Annotated in this window: 19 protein-coding genes; 8 read left to right on the forward strand and 11 right to left on the reverse strand. The window is 65.7% G+C overall.

Annotated features, from left to right (window positions below; all coding sequences use genetic code 11):
* The 3 genes from AC2W7L_RS06730 to AC2W7L_RS06740 all read right to left on the reverse strand — a co-directional run bounded on the left by AC2W7L_RS06730 (position 1) and on the right by AC2W7L_RS06740 (position 4,973).
* On the reverse strand, positions 1 to 2,781 hold the full coding sequence (locus tag AC2W7L_RS06730; RefSeq protein WP_486003821.1) for an alpha/beta fold hydrolase: 2,781 nt from the start codon (positions 2,779 to 2,781) through the stop codon (positions 1 to 3).
* 8 nt (positions 2,782 to 2,789) lie between these two features.
* Complete coding sequence (locus tag AC2W7L_RS06735; protein ID WP_167199980.1) at positions 2,790 to 3,818, reverse strand: 3-oxoacyl-ACP synthase III; 1,029 nt, start codon at positions 3,816 to 3,818, stop codon at positions 2,790 to 2,792.
* A 123-nt stretch (positions 3,819 to 3,941) separates the two neighbouring features.
* Entirely contained in the window at positions 3,942 to 4,973 is a 1,032-nt protein-coding gene (locus AC2W7L_RS06740; protein WP_486003822.1) for a hypothetical protein, read from the reverse strand.
* A 329-nt stretch (positions 4,974 to 5,302) separates the two neighbouring features.
* On the opposite strand from AC2W7L_RS06740, the gene AC2W7L_RS06745 reads away from it, so the two are divergent.
* Complete coding sequence (locus tag AC2W7L_RS06745) at positions 5,303 to 6,106, forward strand: 3-oxoacyl-ACP reductase (RefSeq protein ID WP_486003823.1); 804 nt, start codon at positions 5,303 to 5,305, stop codon at positions 6,104 to 6,106.
* 51 nt (positions 6,107 to 6,157) lie between these two features.
* Here AC2W7L_RS06745 and AC2W7L_RS06750 read toward each other — a convergent pair whose 3' ends face one another.
* The 3 genes from AC2W7L_RS06750 to AC2W7L_RS06760 form a co-directional block, all read right to left on the reverse strand.
* Entirely contained in the window at positions 6,158 to 6,733 is a 576-nt protein-coding gene (locus tag AC2W7L_RS06750; protein WP_486003824.1) for a dienelactone hydrolase family protein, read from the reverse strand.
* An 84-nt stretch (positions 6,734 to 6,817) separates the two neighbouring features.
* Positions 6,818 to 8,401, reverse strand: coding sequence for an FMN-binding glutamate synthase family protein (locus AC2W7L_RS06755; protein WP_486003825.1), 1,584 nt, complete (start codon positions 8,399 to 8,401; stop codon positions 6,818 to 6,820).
* 169 nt (positions 8,402 to 8,570) lie between these two features.
* The gene (locus tag AC2W7L_RS06760; protein ID WP_486003826.1) at positions 8,571 to 8,966 is read right to left on the reverse strand and encodes a TM2 domain-containing protein; all 396 of its coding nucleotides are present in this window, start codon (positions 8,964 to 8,966) and stop codon (positions 8,571 to 8,573) included.
* Positions 8,967 to 9,188: 222 nt separating this feature from the next.
* Here AC2W7L_RS06760 and AC2W7L_RS06765 point away from each other — a divergent pair, with 222 nt between their 5' ends.
* A complete protein-coding gene (locus AC2W7L_RS06765) occupies positions 9,189 to 10,478 on the forward strand; it encodes an MFS transporter (protein WP_486003827.1) in 1,290 nt (429 codons plus the stop codon).
* A gap of 107 nt (positions 10,479 to 10,585) precedes the next feature.
* Positions 10,586 to 11,467 carry an enoyl-CoA hydratase-related protein gene (locus tag AC2W7L_RS06770; RefSeq protein ID WP_486003828.1) on the forward strand — a complete coding sequence of 294 codons (882 nt, stop codon included), beginning with the start codon at positions 10,586 to 10,588 and terminating at the stop codon, positions 11,465 to 11,467.
* A gap of 75 nt (positions 11,468 to 11,542) precedes the next feature.
* Here AC2W7L_RS06770 and AC2W7L_RS06775 read toward each other — a convergent pair whose 3' ends face one another.
* Complete coding sequence (locus AC2W7L_RS06775; protein ID WP_486003829.1) at positions 11,543 to 12,244, reverse strand: NUDIX hydrolase; 702 nt, start codon at positions 12,242 to 12,244, stop codon at positions 11,543 to 11,545.
* Between the two features lie 232 nt (positions 12,245 to 12,476).
* On the opposite strand from AC2W7L_RS06775, the gene cls reads away from it, so the two are divergent.
* Positions 12,477 to 13,973 (forward strand): cardiolipin synthase, encoded by a 1,497-nt coding sequence (gene cls / locus AC2W7L_RS06780; protein ID WP_486003830.1) that lies wholly within the window; start codon positions 12,477 to 12,479, stop codon positions 13,971 to 13,973.
* A gap of 127 nt (positions 13,974 to 14,100) precedes the next feature.
* On the opposite strand, the gene AC2W7L_RS06785 is transcribed toward cls, so the two are convergent.
* Positions 14,101 to 14,541 (reverse strand): hypothetical protein, encoded by a 441-nt coding sequence (locus AC2W7L_RS06785; protein WP_486003831.1) that lies wholly within the window; start codon positions 14,539 to 14,541, stop codon positions 14,101 to 14,103.
* A 247-nt stretch (positions 14,542 to 14,788) separates the two neighbouring features.
* Positions 14,789 to 15,823, reverse strand: coding sequence for an agmatine deiminase family protein (locus AC2W7L_RS06790; protein WP_486003832.1), 1,035 nt, complete (start codon positions 15,821 to 15,823; stop codon positions 14,789 to 14,791).
* Positions 15,824 to 16,073: 250 nt separating this feature from the next.
* Here AC2W7L_RS06790 and AC2W7L_RS06795 point away from each other — a divergent pair, with 250 nt between their 5' ends.
* From AC2W7L_RS06795 to AC2W7L_RS06810, 4 genes are all read left to right on the forward strand, one after another.
* On the forward strand, positions 16,074 to 17,249 hold the full coding sequence (locus AC2W7L_RS06795; RefSeq protein WP_486003833.1) for a CaiB/BaiF CoA transferase family protein: 1,176 nt from the start codon (positions 16,074 to 16,076) through the stop codon (positions 17,247 to 17,249).
* A 262-nt stretch (positions 17,250 to 17,511) separates the two neighbouring features.
* Positions 17,512 to 18,255 carry a DUF5819 family protein gene (locus AC2W7L_RS06800; protein WP_486003834.1) on the forward strand — a complete coding sequence of 248 codons (744 nt, stop codon included), beginning with the start codon at positions 17,512 to 17,514 and terminating at the stop codon, positions 18,253 to 18,255.
* A complete protein-coding gene (locus AC2W7L_RS06805; RefSeq protein WP_486003835.1) occupies positions 18,245 to 18,367 on the forward strand; it encodes a hypothetical protein in 123 nt (40 codons plus the stop codon). The genes AC2W7L_RS06800 and AC2W7L_RS06805 overlap by 11 nt, the downstream gene beginning before the upstream one ends.
* Positions 18,364 to 19,452, forward strand: a complete 1,089-nt coding sequence (locus AC2W7L_RS06810; RefSeq protein WP_486003836.1) for an HTTM domain-containing protein — start codon at positions 18,364 to 18,366, stop codon at positions 19,450 to 19,452. Before AC2W7L_RS06805 ends, AC2W7L_RS06810 begins: the two co-directional genes overlap by 4 nt.
* A gap of 226 nt (positions 19,453 to 19,678) precedes the next feature.
* On the opposite strand, the gene clpB is transcribed toward AC2W7L_RS06810, so the two are convergent.
* Both clpB and AC2W7L_RS06820 read right to left on the reverse strand, forming a co-directional pair.
* Entirely contained in the window at positions 19,679 to 22,285 is a 2,607-nt protein-coding gene (gene clpB, locus AC2W7L_RS06815; protein WP_486003837.1) for an ATP-dependent chaperone ClpB, read from the reverse strand.
* A gap of 200 nt (positions 22,286 to 22,485) precedes the next feature.
* Positions 22,486 to 24,063, reverse strand: a complete 1,578-nt coding sequence (locus tag AC2W7L_RS06820; protein WP_486003838.1) for a Na+/H+ antiporter — start codon at positions 24,061 to 24,063, stop codon at positions 22,486 to 22,488.
* Positions 24,064 to 24,152: the final 89 nt, after the last annotated feature.

Genomic DNA, 24,152 nt, shown 5'->3' on the forward strand with positions numbered 1-24,152 from the left:
TCAGACGCTTCCACGCACCGGCCCACCGGCAAGGACGCTGTCGGCCCAGGCGGCGAGGCGGGAACGGTCGATCTTCGAATTGTGGCGGATGTCGGTGGGGAATTCGGGCGCCACGAGCACCGCAGCCAGATCATGACCGCCAGCCTCGGCGACCGTCTCCCGCAGACGTTCCGTCAGGTCCAAGGGCGCAAGACCCGGTGAGAGCGAGGTGCCCTCGGCGTCGAGCACCGCCACGAGAGCCTGAGTGCCGACGGGTCCGATTCCGACGACGGAGCTGCGGCTGACCTGTGCGTCGACGTCGATGAGCGCCTCGAGGCCACCGGGCCCGACCGGCCCACTTGGCGTCGTGACGACATGCTGCAGTCGTCCTTCGAGCCACACCCGACCGGCGTCATCGATATGGCCGATGTCGTTCGTCCGGTGCCAGGTCAGACCGTGCAGATCATCACGCGCCGAAGCCGCAGTGGTGCGCCACAGGTTGTCGTAGCCGGACTTGATATGGGCGGCGCTGACGACGAATTCGCCGAGGCGGCCCTGCGCGGCCTCGCCCTGCAGCAGCTCATCGGAGGATGCGCCCGACTCATCGATGGGGGCCAGAGCGAGTTCGACGCCGTCGATCGGCTGTCCCACGCACACTCCGAGGCCGCCGGTGGCGTCGGCGGCAGCGACTCCGTCACGGTCGATGTCGGTGAGCAGGAGCCCTTCGGTCATACCGTAGGGGGAGTGGATGGACGCGTTCGGGAACACCTCGGCGATGGCGTCCATGAGTTCCAGCGGAACGGGCGCACCCGCCGAGAGCACGAGTTCGACTCCGGCGCACGCTGCCCGCTGCTGCTCGTCGAGGTCCGCAGCGGTCGCGGCGACGTTCGTGTAGGCCGCAGGGGAGGCGAAGACCATGGTGGCCCGTCCGGCGATGATCGCATCGGCGATCGCCGTGGCCGTGAGCGTCTTCGGTTTCGTCACCGACATGTCCGGTGTCACCGAGGTGGCCCCGATGGCCGGTCCCAACAGGGCGAACGGTGGGAAGCCGGCCACCAGACCGGTGCCCTCCGTGACGTTGAAGGTTCTGGTCAGCACGGCCGCCAACGAGGAGATGTCCGCATGCGTGTAGCGCACACCCTTCGCGGGTCCGGTCGACCCGGAGGTGAAGAGGATCGCCGCATCGGAATCCGGTGCCGGGGTCGGCAGCGCGTCTCGGTGCGGTGTGCGGGAGAGTTCGGTCAGGCTCGTCTCCGCCTTGAACAGGCGGGAGCGCACGGGGCCGAGCGGACGCACGGAGATCCGCCGTCCCGGCCAGCCGAAGGCACGTGCCAGGGTGAGTCCGGGCAACTCGCCGATGATCCACTGCGGATCGGCCGATGTGACCGCCCGGGTCATCCCCTTCGGGCCGAGCCCGGCATCGGCGACGACGGCGACCGCACCGATCTTCAGGCATGCGTAGAGCGCGGCGGTGAGATTGTTCCCCGGAGGCACGAGCATGGAGACCCGGTCCCCGGGCTTCACGCCGAGGTCGAGCAGCCCGTTCGCGATCGACGTGGTGACGTGCCACAGGTGGCGCCACGCGATCTGCTGCGCGGGGTTCTGCGCGAAGTCGACCGACGCGATCGTCTCGTCGTTCCGGCGTGCATCGAGGATCGCCGTCACCGCACGAACCTCCGCGCCGCTGTCGGCGGAGCCATCCGCGGCATCGGAGGCCGATCCCTTCGCCGAGGCGGCCGTTCCCGACCGTGCGGTCGATCCCTTCGCGGGGGTCGCCTCGGTGGGGGTGTTCGCCGTGTCGGGCGAATCGAACCGGGCGCTCAGCCAGTCGAGGACGAGACCGGGAACATCGTGATCTTCGCTGACGAGGTGGGAGGCCGTCTCGAATCGGTGCACATCGGCCTGCGGCAGACGCTGGCGCAGGTCCCGCAGGTAGCGTTCGAGGAACACCGGGTCCTTCGGACCCCAGATAAGCAGCGCAGGCTTGTCGAAGGCGGCGATGTCCTTGCCGATGCGCTGGAGTTCGGAATCGGAGGCATGAGCGTCGTCGACGGGGATATCGGCGACGAAATTGCCGATCGCCCACCGGTCCTCTGCCTTCCGGTACGGGGCGTGGAATGCGTCCTTCGTCTCGGCATCGAGATCGCCGAGGCTCAAGGTCACGCGTAGGAACCAGTCGGTGAGCACGGTGGCCGTCGGCAGCATGGGTCCGGCCAGGGTCGCGCGCAGCGGTGCAGGCACCGGGGCATCCTCGGGCTGGTGGACGGCCGTGTTGAGGCTGATGGCCGCAGCAACGCGGTCGGTGTTCCGGGCCGCCCAGCCGAGCGAGAGGACGCCGCCCCAGTCGTGACCGATCGTCACGATCGGGTGGGTGTCGGATCCGGTGGCGGCCACCTCGGCGAACAGATCGGAAACGACGGCATCGAAATCGGCGATGCGATCGGCGATGCGACGCACCTCGGGGGACTTCGGGGCGGGCATCGACTCGTGGGCGAGCCGTTCGGAGAAGCCCATCTCGAGCTGGTCGGGGGCGATGAGCCGCCAGGCGCGGCCGCCGGACTGCGCGGCATCGATGGTGGCCTGTGCCAGCCGACGCCACAGATACGACCAGGTCGGATTGCCGTGGAGGGCGACGATCGTGCCCGCCGGCTCCACACCGGCTGCGGTCAGGGCGGGCAGCGTGTCGAGCACATGGAACGCATGCGTCCCGTCGGAGGTTCTCGCCTCGACGATTCGGGACCAGGTGGGGTCCCACTCGGGCAGCTGCGGGGGAATCGTGGCCGGCCGTGCAGGAATTCTCATGAAAGTCTTTACCACTCGATCTCGGTCATGGCGGTGTTGAGGCCGGAGCCGACGCCCATGCACAGGATGCGGTCGCCGGGTTTGAGGTTCTCGGCCTCTCGGGACAGGGTGATGGGCAGGGAGGCGGGCCCGACGTTGCCCAGCTCCGGGTAGCTCACGGGGATCCGGTCGGGATCGAGGTTCGCGGCCTTCGTGATCGAATTCGTGTGCACATCGGAGACCTGGTGCATGACGTAGCGGTCCATCTCCCGCCAGTCCCAACCGGTCTCGTGGGCTTCCTCCCAAGCAGCGACGACGAGTTCCATGCCGCCGGAGAGCAGGCCCTTCGTATCGGTGAACATTCCGTTGTGGTCGCCGACGCAGAGTTCGTGATGCTGGGTGGCCGCACGGGTGATTCCGCCGAGGATGCGGTGGCCTTCCGGATGTTTGTCGGCCGGGCCGAGGACGGCGGCGGCAGCGCCGGAGCCCAGGGTCAGGGACGCGAATTCGTTGAGGTACTCCTCGCGGGTGATCTCCGGGCGGTTGAGGCGGCGCAGTGTTGCGTCCTGGACGCGAGAGGCGTCTTCGCCGGCGACGATGAGGGCGTATTCGATCTGTCCGGCGTCGATCATGTTCGCGGCCAGGGTCATTCCGTTGACGAATCCGAGGCAGGCGTTGGCGATGTCGAAGTTCATCGCCTGCGGGCCGAGCCCGATTCCGGCGTGGACGCCGACGGCCACGGACGGTTCCAGGTGTTCACGGGTCACGGAGGTGTTGACCATCAGTCCGATGGCGTCGGGAGGGACCCCCGCCTCGGCGAGGGCCTTCTTTCCGGCCGCGATCGCACCATCGGCGAACTGGTGGGGTTCATCCCAGTTGCGGCGGGCGTACACTCCGGCGACACGTTGGAGCAGACCTGTCGGCAGTTTGAGGGATGACAGCGTATCGGCGAGGCGCTCATCGAATTCCTGTGAGGTCACTTCGTTCGGGGCCAGGATCTCGGTCAGGCCGAGCAAGGCCACGTTCGAGTGCCGAAATGTTGCGTTGCCGTTCGCCAATTGAGGTACTCATCCCTTTTCGGATCGTTCGTCGGTGTCGTTATCGGCCGCAGAGGCGCGCACGTGACGCGTCACGACGGGGATTTCCGGACCTATCCTACCGCTCGGTTTCTGAGATGTTCATCAGCGTGTGAACCAGGTGAAGCCGTCATAGAGCAATCCTGTGGCGGCGAGCACAGCGATGACGGCCAGAACGAGCGAGGTCACAGTATGTGAGACCTTCGAGGTCTGGAAGCGCACGGCACGCGAATACGACATGGGACGATCGGTGACGTTGTGGCCGAACTGGGCGAAGATCCGCCAGTCCATGACGTCGATGAGCGACTTCGCCGCGAGGGTGAAGACGATGATGCAGCCGATGCCCATGAACAGCAGGAACACGAAGCCCAGGAAGCCGAAGTCCTTGAAGAACGTCACCACCCGGTCGCCGATTGCAATGGCAAAGGCGGAGAAGCCGTCGCTGAAGGGAAGAGCCTCGAACGAGTCGGTGATCGTGGACAGGCTGATGTTGTCGCGCACCGTCTGCACGGACCCGATGTACATGAAGATCGAGGCGGCCAGGGCGACGAGCAGGTTGATGATCGAGATCGTCGCATTGTCCGGCCAGAAGTCCAGGTGCTTGATCGTGTAGGTCGCCGAGAGGGCGACGCAGATGATCGCGCCCGTCAGCGCGCCGATGGTGGCAGGCAGCAGCAGGTTGTTGAAGAACACGAAGGCCACGACGGCGATGAGAGCGGCGCCGAGGATGTAGGTGAACACCGCGACGGTGTCGCCGTTGGCGGCGGTGGCGGCCCGCCGGTTGGCTTCGATCATCTGGCCGGAGTGCTGGATGTTGCCGGCGAGTTCGTTCTTCGTGGCCCGCGGCGGATCGGCGTCGACGTCGTCATAGCCCTGCGCATTGGAGGGAAGGACGCGGGTCTCATCCTCGCTGCTCCACGGACGGCCGGACTGGCTGTAGCCGGACTGGCCGTAGGGGTTCTGGCCGTACGAGTTCTGACCGTAGCCCTGAGTCTGCGGATAGCCGCCCTGAGCGCTCGGTCCGGCGCTTTGGTTCCGGGGCTGCCATCGTCCGATCTTCGCTCCGACGAAGTAGATGACGAAGACGACGAGAGCCGCGAGGACTCCGATGGAGATGCCGGCGCCGAGCTCGTTCATAAGGGTGACTTCCTGGGGATGGACAACGGTGGTCTTCGTTTCAGTCTATGGACTCAGGCCGCTCAGAGCACGTTCCTCAGCGCATATGCGCGCGGTTCAGTGCAGTTCTGTGGCCAATCTGCTTCCTGCTGGAGGAGGTGCGGGCACGGCCATTGCGCGATTGTTGGGTCGATCCGCGGTGTTCTAAGCCGCGATATCACCGTGGATCGGCCCAACAATCGCCGCGCTGCTGCCCGTCTCGCGCCGCTCAGTCTCGGCGAGCCCGCTTCCTGGGTAGGGTGGGATCAGGTCTGCGAGATCCGCCCACCGACGTCCGAAGGAGACACGCGATGAGCAACCCCCAGGCATTCACCTCTGAGGCTCTGCCTCTCGATGAGCAGGTCGTGCTCGTCACCGGCTCCGGACGCGGCCTGGGTGCTGCGATCGCGAAGGCCTTCGCGCCGGAGGGCGCGGCGCTGGTCATCAACTACCGGTACTCGGCAGAGGCCGCAGAAGAGCTCGCCGAGGCGGTCCGCGCTCGCGGTGGACGTGCAGTGGCCATCGAGGCCGACGTCACCGACTCCCGAGCCGTCGACGCCATGTTCGAGACCGCGGCCGCCGAATTCGGGGCTCCCGTGTCCACCGTGGTCAACAACGCGCTCGCAGACTTCTCATTCAACGGCGATGAGCGCCAGCCGGCCGACGAGATCGATTATTCGGACTTCGCCGAACAGTTCCGAGGTTCGGTCGAAGGCGCGGTCAATACGATCCAGGCCGCGATGCACGGCTTCCGCGAGCTCGGTTCCGGCCGGGTCATCAACATCGGCACCAACCTGTTCCAGGACCCGGTAGTGCCGTACCACGACTACACTGCCGGCAAGGCGGCTCTGCTGTCGCTGACCAGGACTTTCGCGAAGGATCTCGGACCGGCCGGGGTGCGGGTGAACATGGTCTCCGGCGGACTGCTGCGGACCACGGATGCGTCGTCGGCGACTCCCGAGGAGGTCTTCGACCAGATTGCCGCAGCCAGTGCGTTGAGGCGGGTGACGACTCCGGAGGACTTCGCCTCGGCGGTGGTGTTCTTCGCGTCTCCCGCCTCCAGAGCGGTGACCGGTCAGAACCTCATCGTCGACAACGGCCTCGTCATGGGGTGAAGCCGACTGTCAGCCGGCGCCCAGAATCCTAGCCCTTGAGCCGACGAACGATCAGAAGCGGTCGAGGAAGGCCAAGGCCCTCTCATAGAGCAGTTCGGCGCTGTCCTCGCGGTAGTCCGGGGTAGTCGGGTCGCTGAACAGGTGGGTGCTGCCCGGGTAGAGGAAGTACTCCGCCTGCGCTCCGGCCTTCGTCGCGGATTCCATCAGGGTCTCGATCGTGCCCGGACTGCGCCACGAGTCATCGACGGCGAAGTGAGCCTGCACCGGCACTCCGGCCTGCCAGCGCGTCGGCTTCGGGAAGCCGCCGCCGTGGAAGAGCAGGACGCCGCGGGCCCGCGGATCGTTCTTGCCCATCTGCTGTGCAAGTGCGGCTCCCAGCGAGAATCCGCCGAAGATGAGGTCATCCCCGAGGTCCTCGCACGCGTCCTTCGCTCGATCCACGAGGGTTGATAACCCGACCTCCTGAGAGTGGGCGACTCCCGGTTCGGCGGATTCGAACGTCCTGCCTGCGTAGACGTCGGGAGTGTGGACGGCATATCCGGCCAGGGCGAAGCGTTCGGCGATGGCGTCCATCCCGGACGTCCGCCCCAGTGCCGAGTGGAGAAGAACAAGAGTGGTCATGGGCACTCCTTTCGGAAGTGACTTCGGTGTTTCGGGAGTGACGTCGGGGCCGGCGTCAGTTCGCCGGCCCCGAGTGTTCGGGTCGACGGGTCAGCGGCTGTGTCCGCGCGGGATCGTGAAGGTGTCGGCCTGGGCCGTGGCCCAGTCATCGGCCCACTTCGAGGGGGTGTCGTCGACGAGTTCGCCGGGCTTCAGCCAGTCGTAGAGGCGGGCATAGGACCAGGACTCGGAGGCCGAGACATTGCGCCGCAGCATCGTCGGCTCCAGTTCCTCCGGCGCAGCCGCACCCATGGAAGCCATGAGGCGAACTGCCTCGGCGACGACTCCTTCGTGGTAGTTGCGCACACGATCGGCTTTGGTGGGCACGTCGATGGCGCGCGCTCGCCGCGGATCCTGAGTGGCGACGCCGACGGGGCATTTGCCCGTATGGCAGGCTTGCGCCTGGATGCAGCCGACGGCCATCATCATGGCGCGGGCGGAGTTCGTGAAGTCAGCACCTTGGATGAGGCGTTTGACGATATCGGTGCCGGTGGCGATCTTGCCCGAGGCGCCGACCTTGATCTTCTTCCGCAACCCCGCGCCGACGAGCGCGTTGTGCACGATCATCAGCCCCTGGGTCAGCGGCAGACCGACGTTGTCCTCGAACTCCAGCGGTGCCGCACCGGTGCCGCCCTCGGAGCCGTCGACGATGATGAAGTCCGGCAGAATGTGGGTCTCCACCATGGCCTTGACGATCGAGAGGAACTCCGTGCGCGAACCCACGCACAGCTTGAAGCCGGCGGGCTTGCCGCCGGAGAGCTCACGCATCTGCCGGATGAACTCGAGGAGCTCGATCGGGGTGGAGAACACCGTGTGTCCGGGAGGGCTGATGCAGGTCTGGCCGACGGGGATGCCGCGGATCTCCGAGATCTCCTCGGTGACCTTGGGCCCGGGCAGCACGCCGCCGATGCCCGGCTTCGCGCCCTGAGAGAGCTTGAGTGACACCATCTTCACCTGCGGGTCCCTGGCCTTCTCGGCGAAGATCTCGGGGGAGAACTCCCCTTCGGGGGTGCGGGCACCGAAGTATCCGGTGCCCAGCTCCCAGATGAGGTCGCCGCCGTGTTCACGGTGATATGGCGAAATGGATCCCTCGCCGGTGTCGTGGGCGAATCCGCCCATCGCCGCGCCCTTGTTCAGGGCGCGGATGGCGTTGTTGCTCAGCGAGCCGAAGCTCATCGCCGAGACGTTGAGCAGCGAGATGTCATACGGCTGAGTGCAGTCGTCACCGCCGACGCGCACGCGCGGCGGCCGGGGCGGATTGGGGATCGGCATATTCGAGTGCATGAGCGCCTCGTAGCCGGCGCGATCGACATCGTGCTCGGTGCCGAATGCGTGCTCGGAGTGGGTGCCTTTGGCGCGTTCGTAGATAGTGGTGCGGGTATCCCGGCTGAATGGACGCCCGTCCCAGTTGCGTTCGATGAAGTACTGCTGGATCTCCGGCCGGATCGACTCCAGCAGGAATCGGGCGTGGCCGGCGATCGGATAGTTGCGCAGGATCGAGTGCTTCTTCTGCGTGAGATCCCACGCGGCGAGTGCGCCGAGCCCGATCGCCGAGGCGGCCGCCGCCACTCCCGCGAACTGTTTGCCTGCCGAGTCGCCGGTGACCATTCTGACAATGGGGACTTGCCGTTTCATAGTGCCTCCTTGAACTGTCCTCACCTCGAGCCTAGACCCGGGAGGCGCAGATTTCAGGAAAGGCAGACCTAGGACGGTTGTGAACTGCCGGCGAACCGCATAAGAACCGTCAGTTGAGACGCATCAGGACAGACCGCCGGGACGCACCAGGACAGGCGCCCGAGACTGCTCAGAACAGTCCGGTGACCAGCGTCGCGACCAGTTCGTCGACCTGCAGCGAGTAGGCGACGATGAGCGTGAAGCCGGTGGCGATCCACGCGATCTCCTTGTCCTGGGCGTAACCGCGCAGCGGACCCCGCCCGTAGCGCAGACCGCCGGCCAGAACGATGCCGAGATCGATGATCCACCAGATTCCCAACCCGCCGAGGCTGAGCAGCTTGAGTGCGCCCGTGAGGTACCGGCCGGTGTAGAACCGATCAAGACCGAGGATGCCGAAGAGCATCGACAGCAGCCAGGTGACGACGAAGGAACGGTTGGCGGCAGTCTTCGTCTCCGGACTGAAGGATGCGGGCGTGCGGTTCACGGGAGCATCGCCGAGTGCGGGAATCTCGCTGGTCGCCGTCATCGCGGGGCACTTCCATTCACTGTGCGTCGAACTTCTGGTCTTCAGCCTATGAGGTGCAGGGCCGCCTCGGCGATGGGGTTATCCTCCACATCCCCAGGAATCCCTGAGATTCCACGCGAGAGTTCGCGTCTCGGATCAGCGAGTCACTCGGTGTCGGGACTCACACGGTCCGGGACCTGGAATCGTTTGAGCCGCGATCATCAGAGGCATAGCGTTGGGCTCATGAGCACAGGTGAGTCGAGCCCGACGAGCACTCGGCGTACCGTCGCTGCGGTCTTCCTCGCGGGAGTCTCCGTCTTCCTCGTCCTCTACGAGACCCAGGGTCTGCTGCCGGCGATCCGGGATGCCTACGGAATCGACGGACCAACGGCGAGCCTGACCGTGTCCGCGACGAACGTGGCCATGGCCTGCTTCCTCATCCCCTTCTCGATGCTCGCCCCGCGCATCGGCCACGCGAGGCAGATCGGTGCGGGAGTGATCGTGGCGGCGATCCTCGCGCTCGTCCTTCCCTTCACTCCGACTCCGGAGCTGCTCATCGTCGTCCGGTTCCTGCAGGGCGTGGCGATCGCCTCGGTGCCGGCCACGGCCATGGCCTACCTGTCCCTGCGCCTGCCACCCGCCGTCCTGCCCGGAGCGATCGGCATCTACATCGCCGGCAACACGATCGGCGGACTGTGCTCGCGACTGCTCACCGGACTGGCGTCGGAATTCCTCGGCTGGCACGGAGGCCTCGCGTTCACCGCGGTCGTGTCGCTGATCTTCGGCCTCATCGTCGTCTGGCTGCTGCGCCACGACCTCTTCTCCACCGCCCGCAGCCGGGCCGCCCCGGCCGACACGGATCCCACCCCCACCGAGGCGGCCGACCCCGACGCTGTCACTGCAGGTGACGGCGTCACCGAAGTCGGCGACGGCGGGACCGGGAGTGCACAGCCGCCTCGGCGAGCGATTCCGCTGCGCGGGGGACTGTGGCGGATCTACCTCACCGGGTTCCTGTGCATGATCGTCTTCGGCGGATCATTCACGATGCTCGGTACCCGCCTGCAGCAGGACCCGTGGCGGCTGAGCGAGGGCGCGGTGGCTCTGTTCTTCCTCATCTACCTCGTCGGCACCGTCGTGACCACGTATTACGGCCGCCTGGCCACGAAGTACCCGCGCACGCGGATCACCCTGGCCGGAATGGTCATCGCGCTCGCCGGTGCGGGTCTGACCCTCGTCGATTCGCTCGTGGTGATCATCATCGGCATGTCGCTGCTCACCGCCGGATTCTTCCTCGGCCATACGGGCGCCTCCGCGGCGGCCAGCACCGCCCGGCCGGGAGTCGACTCGACCCGGTCCGCGGCCATCTACCTCACCGTCTACTACCTCGGCACGAGCCTCGGCGCCTGGCTCTCGGCGGTCCTCTTCGCCGATTTCTCCTGGCCCGGCGTCGTCGGCATGTGTGCGGCCTCGCTGATCGCCGTGTTGGTCTTGACGCTGACGGGAGCTCCGATAGGGTTCAGGAAACGCAACTGATCGCTCGTTCAGGGTCGCCGGTGCCTGCGCCGGGGAGCCTGCGGTCGCAGCGTGTTCCGCTTCCGCCGGCTGATGCATCACCGGCACCGTCTTCGAAAGGCCACCTCATGCCCGAGACCACCAATTCGACCGTCGTCTGCTCGATCGCCGACGGCGTCGCCCACGTCGAGATCGATCGTGCCGACAAACTCAACTCGCTGACCCGTGAGGTCTTCGAAGATCTCGTCGAGTCAGGTCAGGCGCTGAAGGACTCGAGCGAAGTCAAGGCCGTGGTCCTGTCCGGTCGCGGTCGCGCCTTCAGCGCCGGCCTCGACTTCACCGAGCTCGCCCGAATCGCCGAGGCAGGAGCCGCGACCCGCTCCTCCGCTGAGGAAGCGGCTGCTGAGAAGGCCGCTGGTGAGTCGGGTGGGGCGGATTCCGTGGCCTCCGCCGTCGATATCGGAGAGCGACTCGGTTCGGCCCGGGCCCTGGCTCAGAAGGCCGTGCATGTGTGGTCGCTCGTCGAGGTTCCGGTCATTGCGGCCGTGCGCGGGGCTGCTCTCGGGGGAGGGCTGCAGATCGCTCTGGGGGCGGACATGCGGGTGGCCGGGCCCGATGCAAAGCTCTCGCTCATGGAACTCAACTGGGGAATCATCCCCGATATGTGCGGCACCCAGCTGCTGCCGCGACTCGTCGGACCGGCTCAGGCGAAGAAGCTCATCGTCACTGCCGACACGGTCGGTGCCGAAGAAGCCCTGCGCATCGGCCTCGTCGAAGAGGTCGCCGAGGATCCCCTGGCCCGAGCTCTCGAACTGGCCGGGCAGATTGCCGGCCAGTCACGCTCGGCACTGGTGTGGGCGAAGCGGCTCGTCGACCTGTCCTACGACTCCGATCTCAGCACCGGACTCGACGCAGAGCAGGAAGCGCTCGCCGCGCTGCTCGGCACCGACGAGCAGAAACAGGTCGTCGCCACTCGACTGGCTGCGATGAAGGCCCGCGCGAAGCACTGAGATCCGGGCGCCTGTTGTGGACAGCCGAGTCCTGCCGCGAACAGCGGGATGTGGGGCTCAGGCGAATGAGGTGACTTAGGAACCGCGATTGGAGGGGAACTCCGGGCGAACGGGGTCGATGATCCGGTCGGCGTTGACCGCCTCGGCGACGTTCGAGAACTGCGAAAGCTCACGCAGCAGCACGAACGTCGGACGCATGAGCTTGAGCTTGCCCTCGCCCTCATCGGCGAGGATCCCGGTCACCGAGCGCCATTCGCTCGTGTGCGCCTCCGTCGTCTGATGCTTGGCGGCGGCGAGTTCGGGAGCGGCGATCGTATAGAAGTACGTGTCGAAGCGCTTCGGCCGGCCCAAGGGAGTCACCCAGTTCGCCCACGGCGTCAGCCCTGCGGGATCGAGGACCGCGCCGGTCTCCTCCTCGACCTCACGCACAGCGGTGGCGAGCAGAACGCGCCAACCCTCGGCATCCTCGGCGATGGTCGATTTCGACCAGGCGGAGGTGTGCACCTGCGGATCGGGGACGGTGACGGACGGTGCGGTCGTGTGATCGATGGGGTCGACGCGGCCGCCGGGGAAGACGACGACGCCGGCGGCGAAGTCCATCGTCGACACCCGGTGCTGGACGAAGACCTCGAGTCCGTCGTCCCCGTCGCGGAGCATGAGCACGCTGACGGCGGGCCTGATCGGGACCGCCTCGGCGTCGGCGATATCGGGACCGCGGCTCGCGCTGTCGGCGGTATCCGAACGGTCGGAGCCCTCGGGGTTGATGTCTCGAATCACGTTCAGCACCTTCGCTCTCAGCAATTGATGTCTTCATCCAGTATGCCCGGGAGGCGACGAGCAGCGGTCGGCGGGGTGGGTCGAGTGCGTTCGGGACCGAGCGGGCGACGGGCGGAGGGGTGGGCCGAGTGCGCAGGTGACGGGCAGGATACGATGGGTGACAATCTGACATCCTCCATCGGAGGCCGATAACCCAACCGGTGACGAACAGGGCGGGCTGAACGGGCAATTTATGAGCAGTTTCGGGATCTATCCGTTCTTCACGATCAACCAGGCTTGGCCGAACTGGGTGATCATCATCCTGCTGCTGGTCGATCTGATCATCCGCATCATCGCGCTCGGCTGGATTCCGCACAATCGCAGGCCGTCGGTCGCGCTCGGCTGGCTGCTCGCGATCTTCCTCATCCCCTATGTGGGCATTGCGGCCTTCCTGCTGCTGGGTTCGGCGAAGCTGCCGAAGCGGCGGCGGGACAAGCAGTCGAAGATGAATCACCTCTTCCGCGATCAGATCCGCCACCAGGCGATCGTCGGGCGCCAAGACCATATGCCCGAACCCCTGAGCACTGCCGCGCAGCTCAACTTCGACCTCGGTGCCCTGCCGATGACGCACGGCAACTCCTTCGACCTCCACGTCGACAACCACGCCTGCATGGAGGCGATGGCCGATGCCGTCGACCGAGCACAGCGGTTCGTCCACTTCGAGTTCTACATCGTCGCCATCGATGACACGACGAGGCGGCTGCTCGAATCGCTCTTGGCCGCGCATCAACGCGGGGTGAGTGTGCGGGTGCTCATCGACCACGTGGGATCGCTGGGCTACCCGGGGTATTCGGAGCTCGTGAAGAAGCTCGACCGGTCGGGCATCAGCTGGCGCCGTGCCCTGCCGATCCGCCCCTGGAAGGGCGAATACCAGCGTCCCGATTTGCGCAATCACCGCAAGATCCTCGTGGTCGACGGGAAGGTCGCGTTCACCGGTTCGCAGAACATCATCGACCGCACCTACAACAAGGCCCGCAACCGCAGGAAGGGCTTTCAGTGGAAGGACCTGTCTGTGGAATGTCGTGGGCCGGTCGTCGAAGAGCTCGATGCCGTGTTCATCACCGACTGGTATTCGGAGACCGACGAGATCCTCGACGAACCCGACAGCTTCGAACTCGAAGCTCCTGAATTCGGCGGTATCCAGGCGCAGGTCGTGCCTTCGGGTCCGGGTTTCGAAGACGAGAACAATCTGCGGCTGTTCAACCACCTCATCTACAACGCCAACCGCCGCGTCGTCGTCTGCTCACCGTATTTCGTGCCCGACGAATCACTGCTGCACGCACTGACCACGGAGGCGAGATCCGGGGTCGATGTGCGTCTCTACGTCGGTGAGACGAGCGACCACTGGCTGACCCATAAAGCGCAGCAGTCCTACTATGACGAGCTGGTGCGGGCTGGGGTGCGGATCTTCATGTACCACGCACCGACGGTGCTGCACTCGAAGTTCCTTATGATCGACGACGAGGTCTCGATCATCGGCTCGTCGAATATGGACGAACGGTCCTTCGCGATGAACCTCGAGGTCACGCTCTTCGTCGTCAATAAGGAATTCACCCAGCGCATGTACGACCTCGAAGCCGACCGCTATGCACCGAACTCCGTCGAGCTCAATGCCGAGGAATGGCAGTCGCGACCGCTGCTGAAGAAGTATCTGGAGAACGTGGCCCGCCTGACGAGCTCACTGCTGTAGGCGCGGAGAGGTCGCTGCCGGCGGAATCCGCTAACGGCACAGAAAAAGGTGAACAGCCCAGTTTCAAACATGGGCTGTTCACCTTTCGCTGGGCTGTTGCCGACTGCCTCAGCCGGCCTGCCGACGCTCAGTCGTCGTCGGCGACTCCGGCCGGACCTTCGTCGTCGAGGTGACGCTCGGGATCGGTGATCGAATCCTGGGCCTTCGGCGACGGTTTGTGCTTAGACGTGGTGTTCGACTTCGCTGTGTCCTGCGCGGCCGTGGTGTTCTTCGCGGTCGCGTCTGCCTTCGCGGCAGTCGAATCCTCGTCACCATCGAACTCTGAGACGGGAGTGTTCGTGGCTGCGGCGGCATTGACCTTGTCGGCCGCGGTCTGCACGGCATCGGCGACGGCCGGCGACTTCTCGCGGATCGATTGGTTGGCCTTCTCGACGGTGTCCTGAACTCGCGGGTCGGTCCACAGTTCCTGAGCCTGGGCCTTCAGCCGTTCGTAGCTCTGACGCCCGGTGCGTGCACCCAGAATGAACCCGACTCCGAGACCGGCCAGGAGAATCAATCTCTTCTTCATGGTCTTGCTCCTCTTCGCAACTCGACGTCACCGTATTCGGTTCTGCTGTGCGACACAGGTCCGGGCAACGATGTGGCAGCGCACGGGGACTGTGCCCTTGAGATCCACCTTATACCGAGTCGGGCCCGTGCGGGTATGGGTTCACCCGCGTCGTCATCGCGGAATCTTCACAGCCGTCGGGTCGAGACTCGGTGCTTGCGATCGTCCGCCGTTCGGCACGTGGCGCTAGCGAGCCCCGCTGCTCAACTCAGCCGAGACTCGGCTGCTGCTGGGTGATGCAGTGGATCCCGCCGCCGCGAGCGAAGAGTTCGCGTGCATCGACTCCGACGACCTTCCGGCCCGGGTAGACGCGTTCGAGCACGGCGGCCGCCTCGGCGTCCATCGGATCATCGAAGGTGCAGGCGATGACGCCGCCGTTGGTGACGAGGTGATTGACATACGAGTAGTCGACCCACCCCTCCTCGTCGCGCAGCACTTCGGGAGCCGGGATCGGCACCACTTCGAAGGGGGTGCCGTCGGCGGTGGTCTCGGCCGCGAACTGCTCCTTGAGTGCGCGACTGAATTCGAAGTCGGGATGGTCGGGATTGCGCTGATCATGGACGAGGACGACCCCGGGGCTGGGCATCGCGGCCACAATGTCGACATGTCCCCGCGTGCCGAAGGTCTGATTGTCCCGGTGGAGTCCGCGGTCGAGCCAGATGACCTTCTTCGCCCCGATCGTGCGTGCGAACTCGGCTTCCACATCGGCTTCGGTCAGGCCAGGATTGCGGCCGGGATCGAGCTGGACGCTGCGCGTTGCGAGCACCGTGCCCATACCGTCGACGTGGAATCCGCCGCCTTCGTTGCGCAGATCCGAGGACATCAGGGGAGCCCCAGCGAGGTCCGCGACGAATCGTCCGATGAGCTCATCGTGATCCCACGTCGCCCATGCCTGCGCGCCCCATCCGTTGAACACCCAGTCCACCGCGTGCAGCGCTCCCGCGTCGTCGATGACGAAGCTCGGCCCGATATCGCGCATCCACGCATCGTCGAGCTCGGCATTGACGACGGTGATCTCATGATTGATGCCCTCGCCGAGGTGGGCCCGCGCGTGCTCTGTCTGTGCCTCGGTCACTACGACCGTTACAGGGGTGAATTCGCTGGTGGCACGGGCAACGGCGGCCCAGGTGGCGCGTGCGGCCTCGGCCGCCGACTCCGTATCGCCGAGGGCGTAGCCGGAGGACGGGAACGCCATCCAGACTCGGTCCTGGGCGGCGGTCTCCGCCGGCATGTGCAACGTCATCGTTCGTCCCTTCGCTTGGCCAGTCGCTGAGCCCGAGTGTAGCCAGAATCTCGCCGAGGCGGTCGACGGATTTCGCAGGTCCGTTCCCTGGGTCCGCGCACCGGACGGTTCGGGAGAGTCCACGTAGTCAGCCCGGGCGATGAGCGCTCATAAGAGTCCGTATAGTCTGGCAGGGAGTCACAGAGCTGGCCGGGGCACCGCACACCGGACCCGGAGCCAGCATTCGATCGCGTGCCGAAGGAGGCAGGAAGTGGAAGACCAGGATCTGGAGGAGATGTTCGGCAGGCGGGGGACGGGGCCGCTGGCCGGAACCATCGTGGCCGACTTCTCTCGAGTCCTCGCCGGACCCTACGCGACGATGATGCTTGCGGATCTCGGTGCCACCGTCATCAAGGTCGAGGGGAAGACCGGGGACGATACACGTCACTGGGCGCCGCCTCGGCGAGGGGACGACGCGACGTATTTCCTCACGGCGAATCGGAACAAGCACTCCGTCGTCCTCGACTTCAAGGACTCCGACGACCTCGCCTTCGCTCAGCGGCTCGCCGCGCGTGCCGACGTGCTCGTCGAGAACTTCAAGGCCGGGGGACTGGCGAAGTACGGCCTCGACTATGAGACGGTCAGCGCGGGCAATCCCGGAATCGTCTACGCGTCGGTGACGGGGTTCGGTCGGGGCAACTCGCAGCCGGGCTACGATCTGCTCATCCAGGGCCTGTCCGGATTCATGTCGGTCACCGGCTCCGAGGAATCGGGCCCGGTCAAGGCCGGTGTCGCCGTCGTCGACGTGATCACGGGTCTGCACACGGCGGTGGGCATCCTCGGTGCGCTCACCCATCGGAAGGACACCGGTGTCGGTCAGCTGGTGGAGACCAACCTGCTGTCCTCGGCTCTGTCCGGACTGGCGAATCAGACCTCGGCGTATGTGGCCGGCGGCGTGACTCCGCAGGCAATGGGCAACAAGCACCCGAGTCTCTACCCTTACCAGCCGATGCCCACCGCCGAGGGGCAGATCATCATCGCGTGCGGCAACGACAAACAGTTCGCCCGACTTGCCGAGGTGCTCGGCCATCCCGAATGGGCTGCCGATGAACGGTTCGCGAACTTCGCCGACCGCAACGTCAACCGCGACGACCTCGAACCCGAACTCATCGCCGCGCTGAGTGAGAAGACGAACCAGGACTGGTTCGACATCCTCACCGAGGCGGGGCTGCCGTGCGCGCCGATCAACTCGATCGCCCAAGGTGTGGACCTGGCATCGTCGCTGGGACTCGAGCCCGTCGCCGAGGCGGGGTCCGGCGATCGCGTCATCCCCACAGTCCGCAACCCGATCCGACTGTCCGAGACTCCGCCCAGCTACGAACTGGCCCCGCCGACGCTCGGTGATTCCACCGAAGCGGTCAAGGCGTGGCTTCGGGCGTCCAGGTAGACCTCGGCCGAGTTCGACGTCGACTGTGTGCCGCGAATCGGCAAGTCATCGTGTGCGCTGTGACCGCGAATGATTCTGTCGTTGCCCGGGCGGGCAGTGGGACAGCTGAAGTACGCTATTGACTGTGTGTTGTCACCGAGGGAACCGCCGCGCCAGCAATGAGGCGCGGGACCAGCGGTGACGACTGTCGTACTCCCAAGAGAAATCCGGAACCGAGATGGACAATGAGCCGACCGAGGTCACACCTCGGAGACGTTCGGCGGTGAAACGGACCCTGATGGTCGTCGCCATGGCGATCACGGGCTTCCATATCTTCGCCAGCTTCCTGTGGATCGCCCCTGCGTCGACGATGCGGGAGGTGATTCCCGGTGACCTGCTCTCCAAGTACATGATCCCGCTGTGGGGGCAGTCGTGGAGCGTGTTCGCCCCCGAACCGATCAATGGCGACTACTACTTCGACGTGCGCGCGGTGATCAAGACCGACAGCGGCGAAGAGATCACCCAGTGGGTCCGGGCCACCGATGTCGAGCTCGACCACTCGACCTACAAGCTCTTCCCGCCGCGGTCGGCGGGACTGGGTGTCGGAGTGGCCTCGGACATCAAGGGGTCCTGGGAAGAGCTGCCCGACGATCAGAAGGCGATCGTCAAACTCGACTACTTCAAGGGCGATGATTCCGTCGACAGGCTGGAGACGAAGCTCAAGGAGTACGACGACCCGCAGAATGCGATTCCGGAGTACCTGGAGAGCGAACACCTGGCCACCGCGTATGCGACGCAGGTGGCGAAGGCCATCTGGGGCGACGACGTCCAGCGCGTCCAATACCAGGCCGCCCGTCAGAACGTCGTGCCCTTCGCCGAACGCAATGACAAAGACGCGAAGCGTCCGAACATCCAGCCCGTCCCCGTGGGGTGGCGCGCACTCGTCGTCGAAGAACATCAGTCTCAGGAGGAGTTCACGAAGTACTTCTGCGCCTCCGACGAAGTGAGGTGCGTCGGTGAACAGTGACGATACGACCCGCAAGGACGGGGACGACCGCAATGGTGAGGTCACGGACCACCGGACCGGCGCGGCCTCCTCGGCGGAGGAATCCGCACCCGAATTCGGCTCGTCCCGGTGACGACCCTCGTGCGGACGAAGCTCGCGCAGGGGTGGAACTGGCTCGAGGAGATGCTCACCGGCCGGTACCACGCGACGTACGGGCTGGCGGTGACGCGGATCCTCATCGGGTTGACCGGTCTCGGCCTCATCCTCACGAACTTCAACGCGCGGCACTACACCTTCGGTGTGGGATCGGCGTGGAATGGGGAGATCGCCGAACCCAAGAGCGACTTCCCGAACATCTGGCTCTTCTCCCTCTTCCATCGGGCGGTGACGACGCCGCCGCTGTTCACGGCGATGATGATCGGCCTTGCGCTGCTGGCGGTCGTCATCATCCTCGGGTGGCGCACTCGGATCATCCTGCCGATCTATCTCGTGCTGTGGGTGAGCTTCATCGAGCTCAACGACGGAGCCGGCGACCAGGGGGACAACGCCTACCGGATGTTCATGATCGCCCTGCTCTTCGCCGATACGACCCGTCGCTGGTCGCTTGACGCGAGGCGGCGGGCGCGGAATCCGGAGTTCCCTGACAACGACGGCGGGCAGTGGCGCTGGGCGCTCATCATGGCCAACAATCTTGCGATCGTCGTGCTCGCATTCCAGGTGTGCGCGATCTACATGTCCGGCGGTCTGTACAAAGCCGGTGGCGAAGCCTGGCAGCACGGATTCGCCGTGTACAACCCGCTGCACACTCAGCAGTTCGGCACATGGCCGGTGCTGTCGGACCTGATGACGGCGTGGGGACCGATGGTCGTGGCGATCTCGTGGGGATCGATCCTCTTCCAGTGCGCTTTCCCGTTCATGCTCTTCAACCGCTACACCCGCATCATCGCGCTGCTGGGCATCCTGTCCTTCCACCTCGGCATCGCGCTGCTCATGGGCCTGCCGTGGTTCTCGCTGACGATGATCGCCGTCGATGCGATCTTCATCCGCGACCGTTCGTTCGCGAAGGTCAGCGCCTACCTGCGGCATTGGTGGGCATCATCGGCGCCGCGGTCGACCGGCGTGGCCGCGGGCGGTTCCGCTGGTGGCGGCTCGGGTGCTGCCAAGGGCGGGTCTGCGAAGACTCGTACGCGGTCGTCCGCAGGCTCTCGCGGCAAGTAACCGTCGCGCATAGCGCTCAGCAACCGGCAGTTGCTGAAATGGGACACCCTGCTCTGAAATGCTCACCGAAGAGAGTGAGCATTTCAGAGCAGGGTGTCCCATTTCTGTGCTATGCCGCGCTGCGGTCAGCGAAACAGCCCAGTTTGAGTTGAATAGCCCATGTTCAAACAGGTGCTATTCAACTCAAACTGGGCTGAATCCGCGCAGCACGCCCCGGCGGTGAGGCTTACCGCTTGGGTCGCAGCTCCAGGCCGGTGGCCTCCGGGTCCTCGGGCAGGTCGACGACCACGGTATCTCCGTCGACGATGTCGCCGGCGAGCAGGGCGCGGGCCAGCTTGTCGCCGATCTCGCGCTGGACCAGCCTGCGCAGCGGCCGGGCACCGAACGCCGGATCGTAGCCTTCGAGGGCCAACCAGTCCTCGGCACCCTGAGTGACCTCGAGCGAGATCCGGCGGTCGGAAAGCCTGCGCGACATGTGGGAGATCTGCAGATCGACGATCGACGCGAGCTCGGTCTGGCTGAGTGCGTCGAAGAGCACGATGTCGTCGAGCCGGTTGAGGAACTCGGGCTTGAACGTCGAATGCACGACATCGAGCACCTTGGACCTCTGCTCCTCGGTCGACAGGTTCGTGTCGACGAGGAACTGCGAACCGAGGTTCGAAGTCAGGATCAGGATGGTGTTCCTGAAATCGACCGTACGGCCCTGACCATCGGTGAGGCGGCCGTCATCGAGGACCTGCAGCAGGATGTCGAACACGGACGGGTGCGCCTTCTCCACTTCGTCGAGCAGGACGACGGAGTACGGACGACGGCGGACCGCCTCGGTGAGTTGGCCGCCCTCGTCGTATCCGACGTAGCCCGGAGGGGCACCGACGAGGCGGGACACGGTGTGCTTCTCACCGTATTCGCTCATATCGATCCTGATCAGGGCCTTCTCGTCGTCGAAGAGGAAGTCCGCAAGCGACTTCGCCAGCTCCGTCTTGCCGACGCCCGTCGGTCCGAGGAACAGGAACGAACCGGTCGGACGATCCGGGTCGGCCACGCCGGCCCGCGAACGGCGAATGGCATCGGAGACCGCGGCGACGGCGCTCTTCTGCCCGATGAGACGTTCACCGAGGATGCCCTCCGCGCCGAGCAGCTTCTCGACCTCGCCCTGGACGAGGCGTCCGGCGGGGATGCCCGTCCACGAGGAGACCACCTCGGCGATATCGCTGCTCGAGACCTTGTCCGAGACCATCGGATCCGAGGTCTGACCGGCGTCGGCCTGAGCCTCTGCTGCTTCGGCCTCGGCGATCTCCTTCTGCACGGCGGGGATCTCGCCGTAGAGCAGACGGGATGCGGTCTCGAGGTCCGTGTCGCGCTGAGCCTTCTCGGCGGCCGAACGCAGCTCGTCGAGCTTCGTCTTCAGCTCACCGACCCGGTTGAGGCCGGCACGCTGGGACTCCCAGGTCGCCTCGAGCCCGCGCAGCTCCTCCTCCTTGTCGGCGAGATCGGCACGCAGGGCGCTCAACCGCTCGATCGACGCGGAGTCGGTCTCCTTCGCCAGCGCCATGTCCTCCATCTTCAGACGGTCGACGGCACGGCGGAGCTCATCGATCTCGACCGGAGCCGAATCGATCTCCATCCGCAGGCGGGAAGCCGCCTCGTCGACGAGGTCGATGGCCTTGTCCGGCAGCTGTCGGCCGGTGATGTACCGGTTCGACATCGTCGCGGCAGCGACCAGGGCACCGTCGTTGATGGTGACCTTGTGGTGGGCTTCGTAGCGCTCCTTGAGCCCGCGCAGGATCGCGATCGTGTCCTCGACGCTGGGCTCGCCGACGAACACCTGCTGGAACCGCCGCTCCAGGGCAGGGTCCTTCTCGATGTTCTCGCGGTACTCGTCCAGCGTGGTGGCGCCGATCATCCGCAGCTCACCGCGGGCGAGCATCGGCTTGAGCATATTGCCCGCGTCCATCGAGGAGTCCCCGCCGGCACCGGCACCGACGATCGTGTGGAGCTCGTCGATGAAGGTGATGATCCGGCCGTCGGCGTTCTTGATCTCCTCGAGCACGGCCTTGAACCGCTCCTCGAACTCGCCGCGGTACTTCGCACCGGCGACCATGGCGGACAGGTCGAGGCTGATGAGCGTCTTGTCGCGCAGCGACTCGGGCACGTCACCAGCCACGATCCGCTGGGCCAGGCCTTCGACGACGGAGGTCTTGCCGACGCCGGGCTCACCGATGAGGACGGGGTTGTTCTTCGTCCTGCGGGAGAGCACCTGCACAACGCGGCGCACTTCCTTATCGCGACCGATCACCGGATCGAGCTTGCCCTCACGGGCGACGGCGGTGAGATCGATGCCGAACTTCTCCAGCGACTGCATCGTCTCCTCTGGGTTCTCCGAGGTGACCTTCTTCCCGGCGCGCAGTTCGGGCAGAGCCGCGAGCAGCGCGTCCCGGTTCGCCCCATTCGCACGCAGCGCCTCACCGGCGCCGTCCTGGCCGGCCGCGGCGGCCAGCAGCAGGTGCTCGGTGGAGACGAACTGATCGCCGAGAGCGGTCATCTCCTCCTGCGCCAGATTCATCATCTCCAGCCCGGCCCGGGACAGTCCGGGCTGGCTGACGGTGGAACCGCTGACGGTGGGGAATCTGCTGATCACGGATTCGATGGACCGCAGCACCGTCTGGGGGTCGGCACCGACCTTCGTCAGCAGGGTGGCGGCCAGCGAATCGGGCTGGCCGAGCAGGGCTGCGACGAGGTGGGCCGGTTCTATCTGGTTGTTCTTCCGGGCGACGACATCGTTGACGGCGGTCTGCAGCGCCTCCCGGGATTTCGTTGTCATCTGTGCGTCCATGCGCATCTCCTTCATGAAATTCTGTGCTGATTACAGCTCTCGAAAGGATCAACACCAACAAAGTTGAGTCTATTCCACTCAACCCTGGATTTCGAAGGGAAAATTCGCCGAGGCGACCGACCCGGAATCGCCCGAGCGGTACCCCGCCAGCCCCGCCCAGTTCTCACCGAAACCTCGCCCGCCTGAAACCTCGCCCGTCCCTACCTCGTGATGACCGACTGGAGGTCGAAGCGGTGGAGCACGCGGTCGGCGATCTCCGGATCGGTGCCGCGTTCGCGCCGGGCCTTGAGCACCTCGGCGCGCGCGGACTGCATGGCCTTCTTCTGCACGGCCAGCACCTGCTCCCGGTGTTCCTTGAACGCCATCGCCTGCTCCGAGCTCGCCTGGTCATCGGTGGTTCCGCTGAGCTGATCGTGCAGGACTTTGAACCTCGCCCGCAGGGGTTCGATGACGTCGTCGGGCAGACTGTCATCGTTCTTGATCTCGCGCATCGCAGCCTTGTAGGCACGCAGAGCGATGTCCCTGGTCGCCTGATGTTCCTTCTCCGCCTCGTCGTCGATGCCGAGGAGAGCGACGACGGTCGGAAAGCTCAGGCCCGCCAGCACCAGAGTGAGCAGCAGGACCACCGCGGCCGCGACGACGACATAGGACCGGCCGGGGAACGGAGCACCGGAACTCGTCGTGGCCGGGATCGACAGCGCCAAGGCGACCGTGGCGAGGCCGCGCATCCCGCCCCAGGTCATCAGCGTGGCGTCGCGGACGCTCAAAGGCGCGGCATCCGGATCCTCCCCGCGTCTCTTGCGTTCGATGACAGTGCCGAGCACCAGCCAGACGAAACGGACGGCGACGACCACGACGGCGATGAGGACACCGACGAGGATCGCTCGCCCGAGGTCGGCGTGTTCGGATTCGACGATGAGACGCAGATCGAGGCCGATGAGTCCGAAGGCGATACCGGTGATGAGCATCTCGAGGACCTGCCACGTCGAGTTCTGCGTCACCCGCTCCGCGGAGTTCCCCTCGACATCGCGGCGCCGCACTTCGAGAGCGGCCACGACGACGGCGATGACCCCGCTGGCGTGGAAGTGCTCGGCCACGAGGTAGACGCCGAAGGGCAGGACGAGCATGAGGGAGGACCGAGCGATCGTGTGATCGATCTTCTCCATCACCCACCAGGCGGCGAATGACAGCACCAGGCCGACGATGATCGCCACGACGGCGGAGACGACGAACGACACGGCCAGGTCTGCGTAGTCCACCTCGGTGCCGGCCAATACCGCGGCCATCGCGGTCTGGAAGATGACCAGGGAGGCGGCATCGTTGAACAGGCCTTCGCTCTGCAGGGTCGACATGATGCGGCGGGGGATCGACACGGTGCTGGCCACGGCTTCGACAGCGACCGGGTCGGGTGGGGCGAGCATGGCGCCGAGCGCGATGGCCGCGGCGATGGTGATTCCGGGGATGAGGAAGACAGCGGACCCGGCGACGGCGGCCACGGTGACACCGACCAGGGCCACGGACATGCCGAGGATCGTGCGCCACCGGATCGCGAACAGCGCCCACGATGTCTTCTGTGCGGCGGCGAAGAGCAGGGGCGGCAGGAAGAGAGGGAGGACGAGCTCCGGATCGATGGCCACCTCGGCGAAGGTGGGGATGAACGCACCGGCGATGCCGATGAGGACCATGAGTGCCGGCCACGGAAGCTTGAGCTTCTGCCCCAATCCGACCACCACCGAGGTGGCGGCTCCGAATCCGATGATCATCAGCAGTGTGGTCATGCCAGTCCCTCCGAACCACTCCCACCGGGGCGGATATGTCCGGAGGCGGGTGGAAAATGTCGGCGCAGATTCCGCGCCGGGCCCGGTGA

This window comes from Brevibacterium sp. LAARM3_SD1, from assembly GCF_057364765.1.